This window comes from bacterium, assembly GCA_016702305.1.
Classification (GTDB): domain Bacteria; phylum Electryoneota; class RPQS01; order RPQS01; family RPQS01; genus JABWCQ01.
Genome location: JADJEH010000001.1, coordinates 875,285 through 897,554, shown reverse-complemented (window position 1 = coordinate 897,554; position 22,270 = coordinate 875,285). Strand labels below are relative to the sequence as shown.

General features: G+C 57.5%; 19 protein-coding genes. All 19 read left to right on the top strand.

Features of this window, described 5'->3' with window-relative positions:
* The 19 genes from sucD (at position 1) to porU (ending at position 22,246) form a co-directional block, all read left to right on the top strand.
* Entirely contained in the window at positions 1-876 is an 876-nt protein-coding gene (gene sucD / locus IPH10_03810) for a succinate--CoA ligase subunit alpha (GenBank protein ID MBK6910046.1), read from the top strand.
* Between the two features lie 19 nt (positions 877-895).
* Positions 896-1,294, top strand: a complete 399-nt coding sequence (gene ndk, locus IPH10_03805) for a nucleoside-diphosphate kinase (GenBank protein MBK6910045.1) — start codon at positions 896-898, stop codon at positions 1,292-1,294.
* 9 nt (positions 1,295-1,303) lie between these two features.
* Complete coding sequence (locus IPH10_03800) at positions 1,304-2,074, top strand: hypothetical protein (protein ID MBK6910044.1); 771 nt, start codon at positions 1,304-1,306, stop codon at positions 2,072-2,074.
* Entirely contained in the window at positions 2,071-2,838 is a 768-nt protein-coding gene (gene truA / locus IPH10_03795; protein ID MBK6910043.1) for a tRNA pseudouridine(38-40) synthase TruA, read from the top strand. Before IPH10_03800 ends, truA begins: the two co-directional genes overlap by 4 nt.
* 21 nt (positions 2,839-2,859) lie before the next feature.
* Positions 2,860-4,116 carry a trypsin-like peptidase domain-containing protein gene (locus IPH10_03790; GenBank protein MBK6910042.1) on the top strand — a complete coding sequence of 419 codons (1,257 nt, stop codon included), beginning with the start codon at positions 2,860-2,862 and terminating at the stop codon, positions 4,114-4,116.
* Between the two features lie 23 nt (positions 4,117-4,139).
* Positions 4,140-5,411, top strand: coding sequence for an adenylosuccinate lyase (locus IPH10_03785; protein ID MBK6910041.1), 1,272 nt, complete (start codon positions 4,140-4,142; stop codon positions 5,409-5,411).
* Between the two features lie 11 nt (positions 5,412-5,422).
* Complete coding sequence (locus tag IPH10_03780) at positions 5,423-6,139, top strand: phosphoribosylaminoimidazolesuccinocarboxamide synthase (GenBank protein ID MBK6910040.1); 717 nt, start codon at positions 5,423-5,425, stop codon at positions 6,137-6,139.
* Positions 6,140-6,151: 12 nt separating this feature from the next.
* Complete coding sequence (locus IPH10_03775) at positions 6,152-6,790, top strand: phosphatidylserine decarboxylase family protein (protein MBK6910039.1); 639 nt, start codon at positions 6,152-6,154, stop codon at positions 6,788-6,790.
* Positions 6,791-6,800: 10 nt separating this feature from the next.
* Positions 6,801-7,547 carry a CDP-diacylglycerol--serine O-phosphatidyltransferase gene (gene pssA, locus IPH10_03770; GenBank protein ID MBK6910038.1) on the top strand — a complete coding sequence of 249 codons (747 nt, stop codon included), beginning with the start codon at positions 6,801-6,803 and terminating at the stop codon, positions 7,545-7,547.
* Positions 7,544-7,783: a phosphoribosylformylglycinamidine synthase subunit PurS gene (gene purS, locus IPH10_03765; GenBank protein ID MBK6910037.1), complete on the top strand. Its 240-nt coding sequence runs from the start codon at positions 7,544-7,546 to the stop codon at positions 7,781-7,783. Before pssA ends, purS begins: the two co-directional genes overlap by 4 nt.
* Positions 7,780-8,496 carry a phosphoribosylformylglycinamidine synthase subunit PurQ gene (gene purQ, locus IPH10_03760; protein MBK6910036.1) on the top strand — a complete coding sequence of 239 codons (717 nt, stop codon included), beginning with the start codon at positions 7,780-7,782 and terminating at the stop codon, positions 8,494-8,496. The genes purS and purQ overlap by 4 nt, the downstream gene beginning before the upstream one ends.
* Before the next feature lie 9 nt (positions 8,497-8,505).
* Positions 8,506-8,766, top strand: a complete 261-nt coding sequence (locus IPH10_03755) for a twin-arginine translocase TatA/TatE family subunit (protein ID MBK6910035.1) — start codon at positions 8,506-8,508, stop codon at positions 8,764-8,766.
* Positions 8,708-10,135: an Asp-tRNA(Asn)/Glu-tRNA(Gln) amidotransferase subunit GatA gene (gene gatA, locus IPH10_03750; GenBank protein MBK6910034.1), complete on the top strand. Its 1,428-nt coding sequence runs from the start codon at positions 8,708-8,710 to the stop codon at positions 10,133-10,135. Before IPH10_03755 ends, gatA begins: the two co-directional genes overlap by 59 nt.
* Positions 10,132-11,562: an Asp-tRNA(Asn)/Glu-tRNA(Gln) amidotransferase subunit GatB gene (gatB, locus tag IPH10_03745; GenBank protein ID MBK6910033.1), complete on the top strand. Its 1,431-nt coding sequence runs from the start codon at positions 10,132-10,134 to the stop codon at positions 11,560-11,562. The genes gatA and gatB overlap by 4 nt, the downstream gene beginning before the upstream one ends.
* A 13-nt stretch (positions 11,563-11,575) precedes the next feature.
* Positions 11,576-15,142: a chromosome segregation protein SMC gene (smc, locus tag IPH10_03740; protein MBK6910032.1), complete on the top strand. Its 3,567-nt coding sequence runs from the start codon at positions 11,576-11,578 to the stop codon at positions 15,140-15,142.
* A 9-nt stretch (positions 15,143-15,151) separates the two neighbouring features.
* Positions 15,152-16,534, top strand: coding sequence for a GWxTD domain-containing protein (locus IPH10_03735; protein MBK6910031.1), 1,383 nt, complete (start codon positions 15,152-15,154; stop codon positions 16,532-16,534).
* Positions 16,527-17,291: an ATP-binding cassette domain-containing protein gene (locus IPH10_03730; GenBank protein ID MBK6910030.1), complete on the top strand. Its 765-nt coding sequence runs from the start codon at positions 16,527-16,529 to the stop codon at positions 17,289-17,291. The genes IPH10_03735 and IPH10_03730 overlap by 8 nt, the downstream gene beginning before the upstream one ends.
* 88 nt (positions 17,292-17,379) lie before the next feature.
* Entirely contained in the window at positions 17,380-18,024 is a 645-nt protein-coding gene (locus IPH10_03725; GenBank protein MBK6910029.1) for an HD-GYP domain-containing protein, read from the top strand.
* Between the two features lie 271 nt (positions 18,025-18,295).
* Positions 18,296-22,246: a type IX secretion system sortase PorU gene (gene porU, locus IPH10_03720; GenBank protein ID MBK6910028.1), complete on the top strand. Its 3,951-nt coding sequence runs from the start codon at positions 18,296-18,298 to the stop codon at positions 22,244-22,246.
* Positions 22,247-22,270: the final 24 nt, after the last annotated feature.

Genomic DNA, 22,270 nt, shown 5'->3' with positions numbered 1-22,270 from the left:
ATGTCTATCCTACTGACCAAGAATACCAAGATCATCGTCCAGGGAATCACCGGGTCTGAAGGTTCGTTTCACACTCAGCAGATGCTGGACTACAAAACAAACGTCGTCGGTGGTGTGACTCCCGGCAAGGGTGGCACCAAGGCGCTGGACAGCGTGCCCGTGTTCAACACGGTACGCGATGCCGTTGCGCTGACCGGCGCGAATGCTTCAATTATTTTCGTCCCGCCGCCGTTTGCCGCTGATGCAATGCTTGAGGCCATTGACGCTGGTGTGGAGTTGATCGTGGCGATCACCGAAGGCGTACCGGTTCGGGATATGGTAACTGTAAAGCATGCGCTGGCGGGATCGAATTCGCGTCTGATTGGCCCGAATTGTCCGGGCTTGATTACGCCGGGGGTCGGCAAGATGGGAATCATGCCCGCGTTTATTCATCTGGCCGGGCGCTGCGGTCTGATAAGCCGGAGCGGAACGTTGACCTACGAGGCCGTGAAACAGTTGACGGATCGCGGCATTGGTCAATCTACATGCGTGGGCATAGGCGGTGATCCGGTGCCAGGCACGAATTTCCTCGACGCACTGAAGCTCTTTAACGCCGACCCGGAAACGGATGCGGTGGTGATGATCGGCGAAATCGGCGGATCGGCTGAAGAAGAGGCCGCCGAGTATATCCAGAGTGAGTTCAAGAAGCCGGTGGTTGGTTTCATCGCCGGACAAACCGCGCCGCCGGGCCGCCGGATGGGCCATGCGGGCGCAATTATCGCGGGTGGCAAGGGCACGGCGAAAGAGAAAGTGGCGGCCATGACACGGGCGGGTATTCATGTGTCGAATTCCCCTGCGGACATTGGCGCGACGATGGCAAAGATCTTAGGCAAATAGCAAAACGATAGAAGGAACGATGGAACGTACACTGATGATCATCAAGCCCGATGCCGTAGCTGCGAAGCACATCGGCGAGATCGTGGCGCGGGTAGAAAAAGAGGGATTTCATGTTTCCGGTTTGCGCTACGTGCAATTGACGCAGGAGCAGGCCGGTGAGTTCTATGCGGTACATAAAGAGCGTCCTTTCTATGGCGATCTCGTGAAGTACATGACCAGCGGCCCGGTGGTCGTAGGTCGCCTCGAGCGCGAGAATGCTGTTGAACATTGGCGCGCGGTGATTGGTGCCACGGATCCAGTCAAAGCAGCGCCCGGTACGATTCGTAAGCTCTATGGCACAGGCATTGAGGCCAACGCCGTGCATGGCTCCGATTCGCCGGAGAATGGCGCGCGCGAGACGGACTTCTTTTTCGCATAAACTGGTTTCGTGCTGCCATCGTTCGGCTCAGTTGTCGCGCGCAACGGTCAGGTCATTCCACCGGGCGCTCTGCTATGCTGCTGCGCCGTATATGGCGTGTGTGTGACGGCGGCGAATCGTTGGGCGGATCTGGCAATCCTGTCGGCCGGGCTGACGGCTTCCGTGCTCCTTTTGCGGATGCAATGGCAGAATCTTATCGCGGGAATTTTGTCGGCCAAGTGGTTGCTCGTGATTGCCGCGCTCATCCATGCGGGCTTTCGGCTGTGGTTTGTAACCGTTGAGGGATCGGCGGTGACCGATGCCGCGACGCACACAGTGTTCTTCCTAACCCGGCTTGTGCTGCTTCTGGTGGGTTTTCATGTCGTGCTCGCCCAGCACAGTCCAGCGGTCTTTATGGAAGCCGTGGCCAAGCGCATGTCGTGGGTATTCGGACAGCAATTGGCCGGTCAAACGGCCCAAGTCAGCATGCTCGCGTTCTCGATGCTTCCGCAATTGCAAATGCGGCTGCACCAGCGCCGGCTGGCGCGCAAACTTCGCGGGTTGCGCGGCGGTGGGTTCGTCGGCCGGGTTGTGGATGCCCGCGGTGAGTTTCAATCGGCGCTACGACACGCGTTACATTACGCCGACACACTGGCAGTCGTGCTGTGGTCCCGCGGCTATCGCCCGGACAGGCCCTTGCCAAATTTGTGGCAAGGACGCGGTAGTGCGACCGCTTATGCCAGTGTGATTCTGTTCTGCATTCTGTGTCTGAGCACCCTATTACCCGCGCCGAAAGGATGATCCGCGAAGGTCGCCGCCGCCGCTATCGCATTGACCTGCAGTACGACGGCACGGACTTCAGCGGTATGCAATGGCAACCGGACCGGCGGACGGTTCAGCAGTGTCTTGAAGAAGCATTAGAACCATTGTTCGAGCACCCTGTGCGCGTGATCCCTTCAAGCCGCACCGATGCAGGTGTGCATGCGGCGCAGCAGGTTGTGCACGTTGATGTCAATGTCGAGAGACCCACGCATTCAATTGTGCGCGCCGGCAATTCGCTCTTGCCGCCTGATATTCGCCTGCTAAGCGCTGTCGAGGTGGATGCTGATTTTCATGCGCGGTTTTCGGCTCGCTGGCGTGGCTATGTCTATCGCATATCGCTCGAACCGATCGCCTTGGGCCGACAGTACACTTGGCAGTTTGTGCAACCAATCGAGGCCAAGCGTTTACACGCACAAGCCGGGACCATTCTGGGAACGCACTCGTTTGCGGCGTTCTCGCATGAAAGTCCGACCGAGAAGCATGATTATGGATGCACGGTCTATCGCTCGGAGTGGGTGCAAGAGAATTTGCAATGGAGTTATCGTATCGAAGCCAGTCGGTTCGTGCACGGCATGGTGCGCATGCTTGTCGGAACGATGGTGGACATCGCGTGCGGCCGCGGCCGGGCAACGTCGCTGCGCGATGTGTTGGAGACTCAGGACAATCGTTTCGCTGGCACTAAAGCACCTCCCTGCGGACTGACGTTGAATGCCGTGGGCTATCGCGACTGGCCGGGAATATAGCCAATACAGGTTTGATCCAGAGTGAGCAGGTTTCTGCAATTCTTCGTGATCGGTTTGCTGGCGGGCCTGGCCATATTCTGGTTCGTGCGCCGCGACTATGCCCGGCAAGTTGCCTTGGATCAGCTCGCTGCTCGCCTTGATTCCCTCGAATGGTCGCATTCGGTCGAGTCCACGAGCCGTGTAATCCGGCAAGACGATGCTCCGACGGCGTTGCCCGGTGTGCAGCAGGAAATTCACACTTCCCGGGAAAATGCCTTGACGCGAGCGATTGCCCGCACTTCGGACGCGGTCGTTGGCATTAGCGTTGAGCAGGTGACGGAAGTTGCGAATCCGTTTGTCCCGCGTGATCCGCTCTTTCGCATGTTTCTCGATGAACGCTTCTGGCCGCGCACGGTCAAGAAACAGGCGTCGGGACTTGGTTCAGGATTCATCGTCACTACGGATGGTTACATAGTGACCAACGAACACGTCGTGCGTGACGCAACATCCATTACCGTAACGACGACTGCCGGGAAGAAGTATGCGGCACAGATCGTCGGCACGGATCAGTTGCTCGATATGGCACTGCTCAAGATCGAAGCCAACGGCCTTCCGTTTATCGAATGGGCCAACAGCGACGAAGCCATTGTCGGTGAATGGGTGGTGGCGATCGGGAACCCGTACGGTCTCTTTGACGTCAACGACCAGCCGTCCGTGGCCGTCGGTGTGATCTCGGCGCTCAATCGCGATTTTGAACGCGATTCGGACGGTCGCCTCTACACAGACATGATTCAGACCGATGCGGCAATTAATCGCGGTAACTCAGGCGGTCCGCTGGTGGATGCGGAGGGGCACGCGATTGGCATGAATACGCTGATTTTTACGGAGACTGGCGGATCGGTCGGCATCGGCTTCGCGATACCCTCGAATCGCATCGTCAATGCGATTGAAGATTTGGTAAAGGGCGGGGTGGACCGCAATTACTGGCTCGGTATTCGGGCCAACGACATGCGCGGCCAGATGTGGCGCATGCTGAATCTTGCGGAAAATCGCGGCGCCATCGTTACGGGCGTAGACCCTGGCAGTCCCGCGGAGCGGGCCGATATTCAGGTCGAAGACGTCATTCTCAAGATCAACAATCGTGACATCCAGCGCTCGCAAGACGCCAAGGAATTCATCAATAACACTGACCTTCGCGTGGGCGACAAATTGACGTTTGAGATTACCCGGCGCGGTAAGATCATGATGAAGCAGATTGAGTTGATTCCCATACCTCGAGGTTCATATAACCGGCGATGATAGCCCGTTACTCACGAGAACCGATGGCGTCGCTGTGGACAGAAGAAGCGCGCTATGACAGTTGGCTGCGTGTAGAACTCGCGGCGCTGCGTGCCCGCGTCGAGCGTGGTGAAATGGACCAGACCGTGGTGGATCAAATCGCCGCCTCGGCACAATTTACGCTACCGGAGATTCACGAGGTCGAAGCGGAAGTACAGCACGACGTGATCGCGTTCCTGACCGTTGTCGCGCGATACGTGGGGCCGAATTCACGTTTTGTTCATTGGGGGCTGACCTCGTCCGATGTGGTGGATACGGCGTTTGCGCTGCAGATTAAGCAGGCCGGCGCCCTATTGCTTGAAGACGTGCGCGCCTTGCAGATCGTGCTGCGCCGACGCGCTTTAGAATTTCGCCGCACTCCATCGGTTGGCCGGACACACGGGATTCACGCGGAACCGACGGTCTTCGGACTGAAATTCGCGCTGTGGGCCGATGAGTTCACACGTCATGAACAGCGGCTGGTCGAGACACTTGAACGCGTCGTGGTTGGCAAGCTTTCGGGCGCCGTCGGCAATTTCGGCCATACTGATCCTGACCTTGAAGAGCGGGTCATGAATCAACTGGGCATTGGCACCGCGCAGATTTCGACGCAAGTTATCAGCCGCGACTTGCACGCCGAGTTTCTCAACCTATGCGCGCTAATCGGCGGCACCGTTGAGAAGATCGCGGTAGAAGTCCGCCACTTGCAGCGCACTGAGGTGAGTGAGGCCTTTGAACCTTTCGGCAAGCGCCAGAAGGGCTCATCCGCGATGCCGCACAAACGGAATCCGATTCTGTGTGAGCGGCTCACGGGCATGTCGCGCATGCTGCGCGGTTACGCGCTGGTTGGCCTTGAGAATATCGCGCTGTGGCACGAACGCGACATCTCGCACTCCTCGACAGAACGAGTCGTCTTTCCTGATGCCTGCATCGCACTGGATTACATGCTGCATCTTCTACTGCGCGTAATGGACGGACTTGAGGTGGATACTGCCCAGCTTCAGCGGACGCTGCAATTGACGCAAGGCGCGTTGGCATCTGAAAAAGTGCTGCATGCGCTGATCGAACGTGGCTGGCTCCGCGAGGACGCCTACGCCGCCGTCCAGCGTTGCGCCCGCGCCGCGATTACACAGCGTCGCCCGATGTTGGAATTGCTGCTTGAAGAGAGTACTGTTACCGCGGTGTTACCTGAAGAGCATTTGCGCGAGCTCCTGCGGCTCGAGCCGAATTATGCCATGTCCGATGCGATCTTGCACCGGCTGGGAATTGCGGAGTAAGTGAGGACCCGATGAACCTGGATAGACTTGAACTGCTGGTACAGGGAAGCTCTAAGAAGCTTTTCGCCACGAATCGGCCAAGCTACGCGATTCTTGAGTTCACCGATGAAGCCGGAAATCCGCGCGAATCGCGTAAGACCGCTTTTACGGGAAAAGGCGAGATCAACTGCGGTGTATCGAGTTTTCTGTTCCAGTACCTCGAGAATTATCATGTGCCCACGCACTTCGTCGAGCGACAATCGCCCGTGGAGATGGCGGTGCGGCGCGTGGACATGTTTGACATCAAGGCTATCGTTTATAACATCGCCACGGGCGAGTTTGCGCGGCGTTTCCGGTTAGACGACGGTCGGCCCCTCGACTATCCTGTTGTCGAGTATTTTCTGAAGGACCCGGCGCTGAACAATCCGATGGTCAACGAGAGCCACGCGGTCGCGCTGGGTTATGCGCGCTCGGATGACCTGCGCACGATGCAGCGAATTGCGACAAAGACCAACGCTGTCTTGAAGTCGTTGTTCGAGCGCCGGGGTCTCCTGTTAGTGGAATTCGAGTTGGAGTTTGGTGATGCCGGCGACCACCTTTGCATCGGCGACGAATTGACGCCCGATACCTTGCGCGTATGGGATCGAAAGACCAATCGAAAGTTGGACCGTGACCGCGCGCTGCAAGATCAATCCGGAGTCGAGCGCGCCTATCGCGAACTGCTTGAACGATTGACCAGCGCCGCCTAATCGGGAGGACAATTGAATTTTGCCCGTGAAGCCTGGCTGCTCGTCCTGCCTCCCATGCTCGTGGGTGGGGCGGCGCTGACTTGGGGTCTACGGTCTAATGCGCCGTTTCTAAGTGCCGCTGGCATCGTATCATTGCTTCTGGCCGTGGGAATACTTCTGTTCTTCCGCGATCCCGAACGAGTGACTCCTGCAGGTGACGACATCGTTGTTGCACCGGCGGACGGCGTCGTTGTACAATCGGACACATTGCCAACCGGCGAGCGATTTGTCGCGATCTTTCTTTCGGTGTTTGATGTCCACGTGAACCGCTCACCGTACTCTGGCACGGTCGCAAGAGTGTCCGAAAGGCCGGGCACTTATTTGCATGCCAACTCCGCGGAAGGCGTCAAGGGGAATGCCCGGATAGACCTTGAATTGACCTCATCCCGCGGCACCGTCCGCTTCAGTCAATTGTCGGGGCTGGTGGCGCGCAAGATTTCGTGTCGCGTGAAGGCGGGCGACGCATTACGCACTGGCGAACGTTACGGTCTTATTTACTTTGGTTCCCGCATGGAAGTCGTTCTTCCTGCGTCGGCCAACCTATCGGTGCATGTCGGCGAGCGCACGGTTGCCGGTGAAACGATCATCGCAAGATTCAGTACGTCATCATGAAGGAAATAAGTTGCGCAATTTAGCGAATATCCTGACGGGCCTCAACTTGATTTTCGGCTTCAGCTCAATGCTGTTGGCGATTGATGGTCACATCCAAGTCGCCGCCTGGCTCATTGCTTTGGCGGTTGTCATGGACGCTTTTGACGGAAAGGCCGCGCGCTTTTTCGGAGCATCATCTTCCTTCGGTTTGCAGTTTGATTCGCTGGCTGATGTTGTTTCTATGGGCGTTGCCCCTTCCATCCTATGCTATGCCGCAGCGTTCCGCGAAGATTCGCTGTTGGGCATGGGCGTTTGTGCGCTGCCCGTTTTGGCCGCAGCCTTTCGACTGGCGCGCTTCAACGTCCGCACGCGCACTCTGGGCGGCGGCTATGAAGGCTTGACGTCGCCGCTGCATGCCTGTCTTGTGGCGACTTTCGTTCTGATGAACTATGCTCTGTGGGACGGCATTGCAAACGTTGAGTGGCTCGCCGGGCTGCTGGTCGTTACGTCCTTCCTTATGGTCAGCCATTTACCACTTGCCGGATTGCCCAAGTTCACGCTGCGCGAACCGGGCCGGAACTTGCAGCGCCTCTTGATTCTGGCAGCGGCCATCGGTTTAGCTGCAATTAATCCTCCGTTGTTCGCGTTTCCGCTGATGGTCGTCTTGTTTGCATTGTCCGCATTTTACGGACAGTTGCAAGCTCGTCGCGCCCGCGATTTGGAGGACGACGAAGAAGAAGAGCCTCAACCCTTACCGACAGGCTGGAAAAAATCGTGAAAGCACGAGTCATTGTGAAGCTCAAGGACAGCGTCCTGGACCCGCAAGGTCAGGCGATCATGCAATTGCTTGAACAACGCGGATATCACGGTATTGCCGACGTGCGCGTCGGGAAACTAATCGAGTTCGAACTCGACGGTCTCTCGGCGGAGCAGGGGAGCACCATGTTGCACGAAATCGCGGACAAGCTGTTGGCAAACCCGATCATTGAAAGCTATCGGATAGAACCGCTGTGAGTATCGCGCTGATTACGTTTCCAGGTTCCAATTGTGATCGGGACTGTTTACACGTCATGCGCAACGTCGTTGGCGCACCGACGCATGCCGTGTTTCACAAAGACACGGACCTTGGAGATTGCACGGGCGTGTTGGTCCCGGGCGGTTTCTCTTATGGGGATTATCTGCGGGCGGGCGCATTGGCGAAAATATCCCCGATTATGCCGGCCATTCGCCGATTCGCGGACGTCGGTGGTCCTGTCCTTGGTATCTGCAATGGCTTCCAGATTCTCTGCGAAGCCGGCTTGCTTCCTGGCGCATTGATGTTGAACAGCAAGCTGCAGTTTATTTCCCGCTGGGTCGGTTTGCGCGTTGAAAACAGTGACACTCTGTACACGCGTTCGCTTTGGCACGGGCAGGTGCTGCGCATGCCGATGGCGCATGCCGAAGGAAATTTCACGGCGGACGCCGAGACCCTTGCGGCCATCGTTGCTCATCAGCAAATCGTGTTTAAATACGTTGAGCCCGTGCGATTCGACGCGCCTGAGGGTAACCCCAATGGCAGCACCTTGTCTATTGCCGGTATCACGAACCGCGCAGGCAATGTACTGGGCATGATGCCGCATCCCGATCGCGCAGCAGAGGAAATTCTCGGTTCCACCGATGGTCTGCCGATCATGCGGGCCTTCGCCGAAGCTGCAAGCGCATCGGCCCGCATCGAACACTCCTATTAGGCCACGCTCATGAGCCTTGGATCGAGTGAACTGTTTCTCGTTCTGTTGGTTGTGTTGCTGTTGTTTGGCGGCAAGCGACTTCCGGAAACCGCACGGCAACTTGGCCGCGGCATCGCGGAGATGCGCCGGTCCTACCTCGACATCAAGCGCGAAGTCACCGATCCGCAGTCGTCAACAACCCCGAAGATTCCACCGACTCCTCCGACTCTCAATGCTCCAGCGAATTCCCAGCCCCGCAACGATACGCCGGAACCCCCGCAGGCTTCCTGACGTCGTACTGCAAGCGCTTGCAACAGCGCGCGAGCTGGACTCGTTGGGAGCGTTTCTGACGTTGCTCGATGCGCGTGCCTTGCGTCAGGCGCGGCTTGTCTCTGAAGCGCTCGCGCAGGGGGCGAATCTGCCGCTTGGCGGCTACATCTTGGCCGTCAAAGATAACATTGCCGTGAAAGATGAGCCGCTGACCTGCGGCTCGCGCATTCTGGATCGCCACCCCGCTACGTTTTCCGCAACGGCCATCGAGCGGCTGGAGGACGCGGGCGCAGTGATTATCGGGAAAACGAACCTTGATGAATTTGCAATGGGATCGTCTACCGAGAATTCAGCTTTTCGGCCGGCGCTAAATCCACACGATCCCGAGCGCGTGCCGGGCGGATCATCCGGCGGCAGTGCGGTGGCGGTCGCGGCCGGAATTTGCCACGCGGCCCTGGGCAGCGAAACGGGCGGCAGCGTGCGCCAACCTGCGGCACTCACAGGCGTCTGTGGACTGAAGCCTACCTACGGCCGAATTTCACGCTATGGCCTTGTGGCATTTGGGTCATCTCTGGATCAAATTTCTCCCTTCGCGAACAGCTGCGCCGAATTATACGATGTGTTGCGCGTGATGGCCGGCAGTGATCCCCGCGACGCGACATCGTCAAATGCACCCGTACCAGTGGCATCCACCTTGTCGGCGCGAACGAAACCGCTTCGGGTTGGACTTGTTAGCGAGTTTCTGGATAACAGTGCCCTTGACCCTGCCGTCGCCAAAGCGTCGCAGGATGCAATCGCCGCCCTGAAAGAAAACGGGCACGAATGCGTGGAAGTGCACCTACCCAGTCTGCGTTACGCGATTCCGGTGTACTATATTGTCGCAACGGCTGAAGCAAGTTCCAATCTGGCGCGCTATGACGGCGTGCGCTACGGTTTCCGGCATCCCGATGCAGTGGATCTTGCGGCCGTCTACGATGCGTCTAGGGGTGCGGGATTTGGCCGCGAAGTCCGGCGGCGAATCATGATGGGGACGTATGTGCTGTCGTCGGGCTATTATGATGCGTATTACAAGACCGCGTTAAAGGTGCGGCGTGTCATTACCGACGAAATGATGCAGGCTCTGCGCGGCGTGGATGTCCTGTTTACGCCCACGACGCCGGGCACGGCCTTCAAGCTCGGTGAGAAGGTGGACGATCCGATAGCCATGTATCTGTCCGACATCTTTACGGTGCCGGCGAATCTCGCCGGTATCCCGGCGCTGTCGGTGCCGTGGAGTTCGGACGAAAATGGACTCCCGATAGGATTGCAGTGGATGGCCTCGCACTTTGAAGAGGAGCTCTTGCTTCAGGCTGGCGCTATTCTCGAAAATCTACGCCCCCGTCCGGCATGAGTGATTTCGAACTGATCGCGGGGCTTGAGATCCACGCGCAGTTGATGACTCGCACGAAGGCGTTTTGCCGTTGTCCGAACCGTTATGGTGACGCTCCGAATACGCTCGTGTGTCCGGTATGTCTTGGCACGCCGGGTGCGCTTCCAGTCTTGAATCGCGAGGTTGTCGCGCAGGCAGCGCGCTTGGCTACAGCGCTCGGAGCGACGATCAATTTGCGGTCACGGTTTGATCGCAAGAACTACTTCTATCCGGACCTGCCCAAGGGTTATCAGATTTCACAATTCGATCACCCGTTCGCCCTCGGCGGACATCTTGTTGTGAACGTCGCCGGTGTTGAGAAGCGGATTAACATCACCCGCGCTCACATTGAAGAGGACGCCGGCAAGTCCATGCACCTGCCCGACGGCTCAACCATTGTGGATATGAACCGCTGTGGCGTGCCGCTGGTTGAGATCGTCTCGGAGCCGGATTTCAGGTCCCCCGCGGAAGCCGGGGCATACCTATCCGCCATGCGCGAGTTGCTGCGGTTCATCGGCGTCTGCGATGGTAACATGGACGAAGGTTCGCTGAGGTGCGACGCCAATGTGTCCGTCCGTAAACATGGTGAGGCGGGGCTGCGTGAACGCTGTGAAATGAAGAATCTCAATTCCTTTCGCAATGTCGAGCGAGCCATCGAGGCGGAAATGCGTCGTCAGATTGAGATTTATGAGCAGGGCGGCGAGATTCACCGGCAGACACTGCAGTGGAACGAGCAGGAAGAACGCTTGATTCCCATGCGCGTGAAAGAAGGTTCGGACGATTATCGCTATTTCCCGGAACCGGACCTCCCCGAGCTGGTGGTTGCCGAAAGTGCTCTGGCTGACATTCGCTCAAAGATGCCCGAACTGCCGGAATCGCGACGACTGCGATATCGCAATGCGTACGCTTTGCATGTTGAAGCGGTGTACCTGCTTGGCGGTGATCGCGACTTAAGCGACTACTTTGAGCGACTCATGCAGCGGGGTCTTCAACCCGCAACAGCTGCCGCCTGGATGCAAAGCGAAGTGCAGCGCATCTTGAACGAACAGGAATGGAACATCACTCAATTTCCGGTGTCGTCGGATCGCTTGGCGGACCTAGTCGGCGCAGTGGAAAGCAAACGCATAAACCGCGCGACCGGTCGTGACTTGCTGCGCACGATGTTAACGGATACGCGCGGCGTAAGCGACCTCATCGCTGAGTCAGGTGCGCAGCAGATTCAGGACACGGATCACATTCGCCAGATCATAAGCGGCATCTTGTCCGCAAATCCCGGAGAGTTGGCAAAGTACCGGGCTGGTAAAACCAACATGGTCGGCTTCTTCATGGGCCAAGTGATGCAGGCTACCAAAGGTCAGGCGGATCCGCAACTGGCCAAAGACCTGCTGATGGAACTCCTCGCGCAATAGGGGCAATCTTCGCATGCAATTAATCTCACTTCAAATATCCGGTTTTAAGTCATTCGCCAATGACACCAAGATACACTTCGCGCCGGGTGTGACGGGCGTGGTCGGTCCGAATGGCTGCGGTAAATCCAATGTAGTCGACTCGCTGCGCTGGGTGCTGGGCGAACAGCGCTCGTCGGTGCTTCGCGGTGAACGCATGGAAAACGTGATATTCAACGGCACGGTGAAGCGCAAGCCGATGAATTTGGCCGAAGTGCAGGTGCGATTCGATAACACGTCCGGCCGGATAAATTTGCCCTATGGCGAAATCGAGATCACGCGTCGTTTGCACCGCGACGGTACAAGCGAGTATCTCATCAACGGAAACGCCTGCCGACTGCGCGACATAACGGACATGCTGCAGGACAGTGGCTTAGGTCCGAACGCCTATACCATCCTCGAACTTAAGATGATCGAGGATATCCTGCGCGAGGAAGGCGAAGGCCGCCGCCAGCTTTTCGAGGAAGCTTCGGGAATCGCCAAGTATAAACTGCGCCGTCGTCAGGCTTTGGCGAAGCTAGCGCAAACCGAAGAAGACCTGCTGCGCTTGGCGGACATCATTTCGGAAGTTGAACGGCAGGTTGCTTCGTTGAAACGACAAGTCAGCCGCGCTCGACGCTACCAGGAATTGAACGCGGAGCTGAAGCGAGCCGAGACCGCGTTCGTTGTGCTCGAATATGATCGTTTGCATCGCGAGCTCGATCCCATGCGGAATGCGCTGGCCGATGCCACCGCACATTCTGAAGGCAGCAACAGCTACTTGCGGCAGTTCGAAGCAAAGGTTGAACAGTTGCGCAGCGATCAATTGGAGAGCGATCATAAGCCTGGCGAGTTGCGCCAATCATTGCAGGAAACCGTCGCCCAGATTTCTTCCTTGGAAGCAGATAAAGCAGGATATGAAGCCCGACTTGCGGGTGCGCGCGAGTCGTTGGACCGCGCACAGCGGCAAATTATTCTGGCCAAGGACCGCCTCAGTTCGCTTGAACCGCGCAAGGTCGGTCTGGCCCGCGACTTGACGGATGTGGCCACAGAGCATGAAACGGCCCAGACTGCGGTCAACGAAGCCGAGCAGCGTTTCGAGCGGTGCCAGGCGAAGTTGAAGCAGCTCGAAGGACAGTACAAAGAAACCGACGGGCGGTTGGCCAGCTTGAATCGCGGCCAAGCGAGTCTGGAAGGCGAACGCGCCAAATTGCTTGAAGGCATCGCGAGGCAGAAGGGGCGACGTGACTCCGCACACCAGACTCGCGAGCAGGTTGCGATCGAGCGCGCCGATATTGAGCGGCGCCAAACCGAATTGGCTTCTGTCCTGCAATCAGCGATGGACGCTGCCGCGCAGGCGCAATCGGGGTTGGACCATCATCGCGGGCTGCAGTCCGATCTGACCGAGCGTCGCGCCGAGGTTGAACGCAGGCTGCACGAGAATGACCGTCTGACCCACGCCACGACGTCGCATATTGGGCTGCTCGAGACGCTTGAGCAACGCGGTCCGCGCGGAACCAAACAGTTGAAACTGCTGCGCGAAACGATTGCCACGGCCCGCCTGATTGCCGATGTGACAATAGCAGAAGAGCGTTTTGCGCGCGCCATTCACACCGCGCTTGGAAACGCCGCCTACCATGTGATCCTGCGTTCTGAGGACGAACTTCGCGAAGCCATCGCGTCGTTGTCCGCTGCGGATGCCGGAAAGTGCGGATTCAAACTTCCCATCGTGAACGCTGCAGCTTTGCCGCCGGCCGCCCCGTCACGGAGCCTTGGTTGGGCTGCCGATGTTGTGGATTCAGAAGGCGACGCATTTCAAGCGAAGGCGCTTCTTTCAGACTGTTTGCTTGTCGCGACACTTGACGATGCGCTGGCGCTGCAGGAGTTTCTGACAACGCATCACTGCCGGGCGGTCACGCTCGATGGTGACTGGCTTGACGGCGACGGCCTATGTTACGCGGGCGGACGCGAACATGATACGCCGAGTGATCTCGGCCTGTCCCGTCAAATTGACGGGCTGAAGGCGACCCTTGAACAAACGCGGATTGAACGCGGCGAGCTTGAAGCACAATTGCAGCAGGCCCGGGCGGCCCATGCGGAGTGGGAGTCGGAGCTTGATCGGATCATGAAGCAGGCTGAGACCCTGCGTCAGGGCGTGGATCGCGCTCGCGGCGAACAGCTTCGAGTGGACACATTGTATCACGCGCTAACGCAGCGCGATGAGGCTGCCGTGCGTCTGCTCGAAGAGAGTGATAACGCGGAGCATGCGTTGCGCGAAGATGTCGAACGGCTCGTAGGAGCGTTAGAAGAGAATCGTAAGGCAGTCGGCGCGGTACAGCAGGAGATTGAGCGGATGTCGGAGGAGGTCTGGCAGGCCCGCCAGGAACACGGTTCGGCACGCGATGCCTTCCACGAGCGGTCCCGCGCAATGGACGCTGTAAAGCATCGCCGCCAATTGTTGGATGCCGAGACCGAGCGCATTAACTCGAGTGAAGCCGAACTTAGCGACACCATTCGCCAAAACACCGAAGTCGGCGAGCATTCCGCCAATACGATCTCAGAGAGTGAGACTCATTTACGCGAGATCGCAGATCGTCTGCGCACGTTGTTTGTGACCCGCGATGAGCGTTACAAGTTGGTGGACGCCGCGCAGCGCGGTAAGGATGCCGCGTCGGGCGAGGTTCGCGACATGGAAGACCAGTTGAAGCGCCTGCGCAACAGCCGAGAAGCCGCGTTGGAAGATCAGCGCAAACTCGAGATATCGATCGCGAAGATGGAGGGTGAGTTGGAGTCGCTGCTGGGCAACGCCCGGTCCCAATTCGGCATTGAGTTAGAGAGCCCCGAAGCTGCGGAGTCGCTTGCGCAATTACGGACTGTCACAACTGGAGCGGACATTATCACCGAGTTGCGCGGCAAGATTGAGAATTTGGGAACCGTGAATCTTTTGGCGGTCGAAGAGTACGATCAGGAGACGGCGCGGCTCGATGGAATGTTGGCGAATCGCGCGGACTTACTCGCCGCAAAATCCACTTTGGAAGAGACGATCCGCAAGATTAACGAAACGGCGGAAGCAAAGTTCTTGCATACGTTTGAAGCAGTGCGGGCGAATTTCCAGTCGTTGTTTACGGAATTTTTCCCGGCGGGTGAAGCGGACCTTATTCTGAGTGGTAAAGATCTGCTTGAAGCTGACATAACGATGTGGGCCAACCCGTCCGGCAAGCGTTTGAAGTCGCTGACGCTGATGTCCGGCGGCGAGAAGACGATGACGGCCATCGCTTTGCTGTTCTCGCTGTATCAGGTTAAGCCCTCGCCGTTCTGTGTCTTGGACGAGGTAGACGCACCGCTCGATGACGCGAATATTGACCGATTCACGCGCATGATTCACCGGCATAGCGACCATACGCAATTCATCATGATCACGCACAACAAGCGGACAATGGAGATTGCCGACAATCTCTACGGGGTCACGATGCAGGAAGAAGGAGTTTCGAAAACCGTCTCTGTTCGGCTTCTCAAGCCTACCGCGCCGGTCGTCTCTGAGGCTGAGACCGCAGTGACCGAATAGGAGGTCGTCATGCGACACCTGGCCTGTTTGATAGTATGTTGGATGATTACGGCGGTCGGCGCTCAGGCGGCCGGCCTCGATCTGGATATCGTCTCATTTTATGGCGACGACACCTTGACGTACTGCGAGGTCTACGCAGGCGTACAGCGGGAAGCCTTAATCTATTCGCGTCTCAGCGCCGACAGCGCTGTGGCGCGTTTTTCATTGGTGTGCTCGGTTGCGCAGGACGGCTCCATGTTGCGTTCGGACACGCTCGACACTGAGGACAGCGGAGATACCACGCGGGTAATGGCCGGTGACGCTTATTTCCCCTATGTATTTCGCTACCTGTTGAGTCCCGGTGACTATCAGTTTAGCGTGGTGCTGCTCCAAACCGAATGGTCAGAACGCACGGATTTTGTGCGTGACGTCACGATTCCGGCAATTGTCGAGGAGAGCGGCATTTCGGACTTGGCACTTGGTGCGGAGTTGGCGTTTGGTGCAAATCCCTCTGCCTTCACCCGCAACGGCGTGCGCTTTGTGCCTAACCCCTCCAATTTCTACGGCAGCGGCCTGCCCATGCTGTATTACTATGCGGAGTGCTATGGTCTCGACACCACCAGGCACAACGACTCCGTAACCGTGACGCGCATGGTCATCGCCGGCACGAGCGGCCTTGACGCCAAGAAGCCCGCGACGCGCCGGCTGGCGATCCCAGGATCCTCTATGGTGGTGGCTGACGGTTTCCCTGCTTACACTTTGCGCACCGGCACTTATACATTAATAGTCTTGGTTCAGCAGGAAGGCCAGCCCGAGCGCCGGGTCAGCCGTAAGTTCTGGGTTTATCGTCCGGAGGACTTTGAACAGGGGCGCGAACTTTCGTTGGACGCAGATTTCAACTCAGCGGTGGCAACCGGCGGCAGTGATATCTTGCACTCGATTAATCCCGACAGCGCTCTGAACTTGATGGAGTATGTCCTGACAAAGCAGGAACTGCGGCGTGCGCGGGATATGGATGCGGATGGCAAGCGGCGCTATTTATTGGAGCACTGGCGCCGACAGTCGCCCGATGACCCGGAGGCCGCAAATCGCTACTTCGCGCGCATTGCGGAAGCCAATCGTCGTTACGGATTTCTTGATCGTGAAGGCTGGCGGACGGATCGGGGCCGCGTGCTTGTTCAATTAGGCGAACCCGATGCGATTGACCGTCGCTATGCCGAGGCACAGGTTCCTGACCACGAACTATGGACTTATGAGCGCGTGGAAGGCGGCGTGCTGTTCGTGTTCATGGACCGTTCGGGATTCGGCGACTTGGATCTCGTGCATTCGACAAAGCGTGGCGAGATTTACAATCCTGAATGGATGCAGTCTGTTCAAAACCGCTCGTCCGTGATTCGAGGTTTGCGTGAGTGATGTGGCAGTCAATGTTGCCGGTTTAGGCAAGACGTACCATGATTCTACGGGTGCGAGCGTGGTCGGTTGCCGCGACGTGACGTTTTCGGCTCATTTTGGCCAGATATTCGGCGTGCTCGGAACGAACGGAGCGGGGAAGACAACGACGCTTCGCATGTTGGCGACGATGCTCACGCCGACGGCAGGAAGCGCGACCATCGTCGGCCACGACTTAGTCGCGAATCCGCGGGCGGTGCGCAGGTCCATCGGTTTTCTGTCGGCGACGACGGGTGTGTATGGTCGGTTGAGCGCGCGGGAAATGCTGCACTATTTTGCAGCGTTGCATGGATTTGCGCATGAGCAGGCCGAACGGCGAGTGGCCGAGATTATCGAGCTACTGGATTTACGCGAGTTTATTGATCGCCGATGTGAGAAGCTCTCGACCGGTCAGCGGCAGCGTGTCAGCATTGGTCGAACGATTCTGCATGACCCACCTGTCCTCATCTTTGATGAGCCAACGAGCGGCTTGGACATTCTGGCCGCGGCACAAATTGTTCAGTTTATGCGGATGAGCCGCGAGCAGGGGAAATGTGTGCTGCTGTCCACGCATGTCATGCGTGAGGCGGAGTTACTCTGCGACGAAATTATCCTGATCCACCGCGGCGAAGTGCGGGATCAGGGAAATGTCGCGGAACTTCAGCATCGGCATGGGAGTTCTCAACTCGAAGTTGTGTTCCTGCGTGCAATTGGCGAGGACTCGTCGGCATTTCTCGACTGAGATTGGCCTTTGCTTTGCGATTTCTCAGGCGATGCATTTATCGCCTGAATATAACGCTATACACCATCCTTCCTCGTCTTTCGGGAGCGTGGAATGGGCCGCAGTCGCGACTCTTCTTCGCGCCTTGGAGTGCCGCGACGCCGTCACTTATGCACACAGCTTGAGGGTCGCCGATCTGTCCACACGTGCTGCTCGCGTCTTGGGCTGTGGTCAGCTGTCAAGCGAAGAAGTTCTACTGGCGGGGCTGCTGCACGACATCGGCAAATTGGCGTTGCCGGACAAGGTGTTGCAGAAGGTTGGCAAGCTATCGAAGTCCGAACGCAGCGAGATTGCGCGGCACCCGGTCATTAGCGCGAACATACTATCGCCGCTTCCGCGCTTTGATCATGTGCGCGCCATCATCTTGCAGCATCACGAGCGCTTTGATGGAACCGGGTATCCCGACGGCCGACGCGGGGACGAAATCCTGATCGAGAGCCGCGTCATGACGATCGCCGACAGCTTTGATGCGCTCTGTGACGAACGCCCCTACCGCAGCCCGCTGACCCGCGAGGAAGCGCTGGGGTGGATTGAAAGCGAAGTAGGGCGGCAATTCTGCCCAATCGCTTTCCAGGCCATGGAGGTTGTGCTCGCCGAAATGGACCAGCCCCTGAACGGTCCACCGCTCGTGGCGGACGGTCCATGGTCTCCATATTATAGAGTGGCGGGAGTGCCGCCGAACGAATCTAAGTAGAAATAAACACTTAGAATTCCACTGGCGGTGGACCTGATTTTGAAAACTGGTGGGACCGACTTGCGCAAGCCATTGCGAATGTTTATATTAACGGTGTACGGTTGGGACTAATCAGGAGCTGAATGACCCTTCGTTAGAGGTTTCCCCAGGCCTTGGCCTGCCTTTCGTCCTTAGTGATGCTAAACGACTCCTCTAACGTCGGTGTGTACCAGCTCCGTAAGTTCGCCTATTGGTGCCGAACGGGTGGTAAACTCCGTTCGGCATTTTTTGTATGACCCTGACCCATCCTCGAACGCTACTCTGGTTGAGCACATTAGGGCTGCTGATTCTGGCGGTACCCTGCGTCTTTGCGCGGGCTACGTTGCAGAAATCCTCAGAAGAGGGCATTGAGCTTCGGTGGTCGCTTCGCCGAGACGCCAAGCCAGTGGATGCGGCGAATTGGAAGGTGCTGTTGGGTGATGCTGATTGGCGCCCAAGCAATGGCCAACTGATTCCGATCGGAGTGATTCTGGTCGCCTGTCCCGTGGGCAGCGAGCCGGAATTGCGGGTGCGCCACCAGAACATGACTGTCTCGGCGCTCGCATTACCTGAGAGCGAGAGTGGTCAGGAAGATCAGGACTTGCCATTGACTCGTGCCCGGATTGCACGAATAGAGAGGTGGCGTGGATTTCAGATTGCCCATGTCGAACTGCGGCTGGCCGATCCGACGCTAAATGGCACGCAAATCCTGAATGACATAGATATTGCTGTTGATTTTGTCGGCAACCATCAGCCTGCTGCACCGTATGTGCGGGAAGCGGGGCTGTTGCCGCAGTTGGCCGTAAACGGCCGTGACGCGACCCGATGGTGGCAGATGCCGGAGACCCGCCGAGCGGCGTTGGATGATGCGGCGGAATCTTGGCCGGCTTTTCAACTTTACAAACTTGGTGTCACGGAAACAGCACTGCATGCGGTAACCGTCGAGTGGCTGCAATCCCAGGGCGTACCGGTGTTAGGCGTGTCCTCGTCACAGATCAAGCTGTTTGGAAATGGCGGCAGGCTTTTGCCCGCCGGGCTGTTATCCGTACCGGATTCCGTATTGCGAGAGAATGCCATCCTTGTTGAAGATGGCGGCGACGGCCGCTTGGATCAAGGGGATCGCATTCTCTTTTTCGCCGAAGGGCTGAAGGGTTTTGACTATTGCGACGGCAGCCTGCTGAGCGACCAGGGACACGCGAGCCCCTATTCTACCGAGAACATCTACTGGATCGGCATAGACCCAAGCGGTTCAGCCGGACGTCGGATGAGCAGCCTGCCGAACCTGAGCAACGCGCAGACGGTTGAGTTCGTGCAAGGCCGCGCCTATTTGGATCAAGAGCAGTTCATCTACGCGGTGCAGGCGTGGCAGTCAAACTCCGGCGTGATTTGGTACATGGCGACACTTGATCCGTCCAGTGATCGCTCGTTTGCGCTGAATCTCGAAAGCGTCGGCTCAGGTGCGGGCACGTTGAAGCTCAGGATGGATACTGTTTCTGGCGGTGGTCTGGGTTTTAATGTCTACGTGAACAACACACTTGTGAGCAGCGGGACCTTCTCGGGTTCTATGACGATTGCGGTTCCGGAAGGCACGTTCGTGCCCGGCAATAACGTTGTGCGATTGGTCAACAATACAAGCCGCCAGATACTGCTGAACTATATCGAGTGTGAATATGACCGGACGCTGCAAGCCACCAGCAGCGCGCTCGAATTTCCCGCGCCTGAACTCAGTGGCGGATACCGGTATGTGACCGGTTTAGCCGCGGATGCGTATCTCATGGAAATCAGCGCGCACGATTCTATACGAGTGGGGCGCGGATCAAGTTTCACGGACTCGGCCCTGTCCGCGGCAAATCGGCGATACTTCGGGACGAATCCGAACCGGATTCGAACGCCGATCTTTCGTGGCCGTCACGTCACGGATGCGGCCGACTATTCGCGATTGCGCCAACCGGAGAATGAAGCGGGCATCATCATTCTGACATACGATACGTGGTACGACGACCTCGAACCGCTGGTCGAAATGCATGCCGAATACGAAGAAGAACCGCTGACGGCCGTCCGCGTTAAACTTAGCGATGTCTACGACGAGTTCTCGTGGGGCGTAACCGATCCAACGGCCATTCGCAATTTCCTGCGCTATGCCCACGAGCGCTGGCGCGGCTCCGACGGTTCGGCCGAGCCTCCTCGCTATGTGCTATTCGTGGGCGATGGTGACTACGACTATCGCAATCTTGTGTCGAGCTCGGACGATAATTGGATGCCGCCATGGGAGTCGTCTGGTGTGTGTACGGACGATTACTATGTCGAGTTTGACGATGGGGCACCTTTGCTTGACATGATATCAGGCCGCTGGCCCGTGCAAACGCCTCAAGAAGTTGCGGCAATTGTTGAAAAGACCGTGAACTACGCCGCTGATCCGCTTTACGGTCCGTGGAAGAACACGGCCACGTTCGTGGCCGACGACGAATGGAAATCGGGTTTTTGCGCCGAGTCCGTCCATACACGCGATTCGGAGAATCTGATCAACAATGTTCTGCCGAACTACTTCACGTTCCGGAAGATCTACGAGATACTGTATCCGTTCCGGCAATCGGCTTCCACATCGCAAAAGCCGGATGCCACTCGCGATTTGATCGAAACAATTAACAACGGCACGCTGTTAATCAATTACGTTGGCCACGGCAACGAGCGCGTCTGGACGGATGAGCAGTTGTTCGTCATGGATCGTGATTTCGGGCTGCTCGACAACAACCGTATGTGGCCCGTTATTGTCGCAGGAACCTGCACATGGGGTGGTTTTGACCGACCCAATGAACGGTGCTTTCCGGAGTTGCTGGTAGGCGCCGACGGAGTTGGGGCCATCGGCTGTGTCGCCGCGACCCGATTCACGTTCGTTTCACAAAACCAGCGGCTCACCGAAGAGTTTTACACGGAGATATTCCGTCAGGGAATTGACCGGCGCCGCAGTTTGGGTGAGGCGTTGCTATTGACAAAGCCGTTGCGCGGCGAGAACCGGCTCTATCATACGTTCGGCGACCCGGTGCTGCGATTGGCGACGCCTGAGTACTATGCCTTCGTGGAAGAACGGGACGACTCGCTGCAGGCCGGCGGCCTATTCCACCTGAGTGGGTATGTGTCTCGTACAAACAGCGCGCTTGCCAACGACTATGAACCGCGCCCCGGCGATGACCGACGTTTCGACGAAGAAGTCTGGCCGGATTTCCAAGGCATTGTTGAGGCGCGCGTATTCGATTCCGAAGACTCGGCGGCCTATTACTTCCCGCTGATTTCAGATTGCAGCACTCCGTCCGCTGATCCCTATTACTACGGATTGCCGGGCAACGCGATATTCCGCGGCCGCTCGACGATTGAGAATGGCAGATTTGACGTGACTTTCCGTGTGCCGCGTGACATCCAGTACGGCGGCGAGAATGCCAAAGTCAGCCTATATTTCTTTGGGAAATCGGACAGCGAGCCGGACTCCGCTGACGGAATCGGCATCGAGCAACCTTTGAGAATCGCCAATGCCGCCGCCGCGACATCCGACACCGTGCCGCCGCAGATTGGCGCATGGTTGGAGAATACGTCGTTTCGCAATGGCGATCAGGTCAGCCGCACCCCGGTGCTGATCGTTCGCCTTGACGACGAATCCGGACTGAATCTTTCCGGCGAAGTTGGCCACAAGATTACAGCCCGCATAGACGACGCGCAAGCCGAAGACATTACGCAGTTCTTTAACTACGACGTGGACAGTTACACAGAGGGCGAGCTGTCGCGGACCATTGGCCCGCTTTCGGATGGTCCTCACCGGTTGACGATTGAAGCGTGGGATTCGTTCAATAATTTGAACAACTACGCGTTTGATTTTATCGTGGGCGAGTCGGGCGAATCGGGCTATGCCATACAAGACATCCTGAATTGGCCGAACCCGATGACCGCCGAGACCTTTTTCACGTATTCGTTAACGCAGGATGGCACGGCGGATGTGACGGTCAAGATTTTCACGATGACCGGGAAACTGGTGGACGAGCTTGACGGTCTGAGCACGCGGCAGCTCTACAATAGCAACAGCACGCGTCCGTGGCACGGGCGTGATCGCGACGGGCATGAGCTGGCCAATGGGGTCTATTTGTACAAAGTGATTGCCCGGCACCAGCGCGGCTACACCGCCGAAGCGACCGGCAAGTTGGTGATACTTCGATAAACAATTCAAACTAAGATACAGTTC

Excerpts from the sequence above, each read along its gene's own strand:
- sucD (MBK6910046.1), top strand. The coding sequence starts at position 1 with ATGTCTATCCTACTGACCAAGAATACCAAGATCATCGTCCAGGGAATC.
- ndk (MBK6910045.1), top strand. The coding sequence starts at position 896 with ATGGAACGTACACTGATGATCATCAAGCCCGATGCCGTAGCTGCGAAG.
- truA (MBK6910043.1), top strand. The coding sequence starts at position 2,071 with ATGATCCGCGAAGGTCGCCGCCGCCGCTATCGCATTGACCTGCAGTAC.
- IPH10_03785 (MBK6910041.1), top strand. The coding sequence starts at position 4,140 with ATGGCGTCGCTGTGGACAGAAGAAGCGCGCTATGACAGTTGGCTGCGT.
- IPH10_03780 (MBK6910040.1), top strand. The coding sequence starts at position 5,423 with ATGAACCTGGATAGACTTGAACTGCTGGTACAGGGAAGCTCTAAGAAG.
- IPH10_03755 (MBK6910035.1), top strand. The coding sequence starts at position 8,506 with ATGAGCCTTGGATCGAGTGAACTGTTTCTCGTTCTGTTGGTTGTGTTG.
- gatA (MBK6910034.1), top strand. The coding sequence starts at position 8,708 with ATGCTCCAGCGAATTCCCAGCCCCGCAACGATACGCCGGAACCCCCGC.
- gatB (MBK6910033.1), top strand. The coding sequence starts at position 10,132 with ATGAGTGATTTCGAACTGATCGCGGGGCTTGAGATCCACGCGCAGTTG.
- smc (MBK6910032.1), top strand. The coding sequence starts at position 11,576 with ATGCAATTAATCTCACTTCAAATATCCGGTTTTAAGTCATTCGCCAAT.
- IPH10_03735 (MBK6910031.1), top strand. The coding sequence starts at position 15,152 with ATGCGACACCTGGCCTGTTTGATAGTATGTTGGATGATTACGGCGGTC.
- porU (MBK6910028.1), top strand. The coding sequence starts at position 18,296 with ATGACCCTGACCCATCCTCGAACGCTACTCTGGTTGAGCACATTAGGG.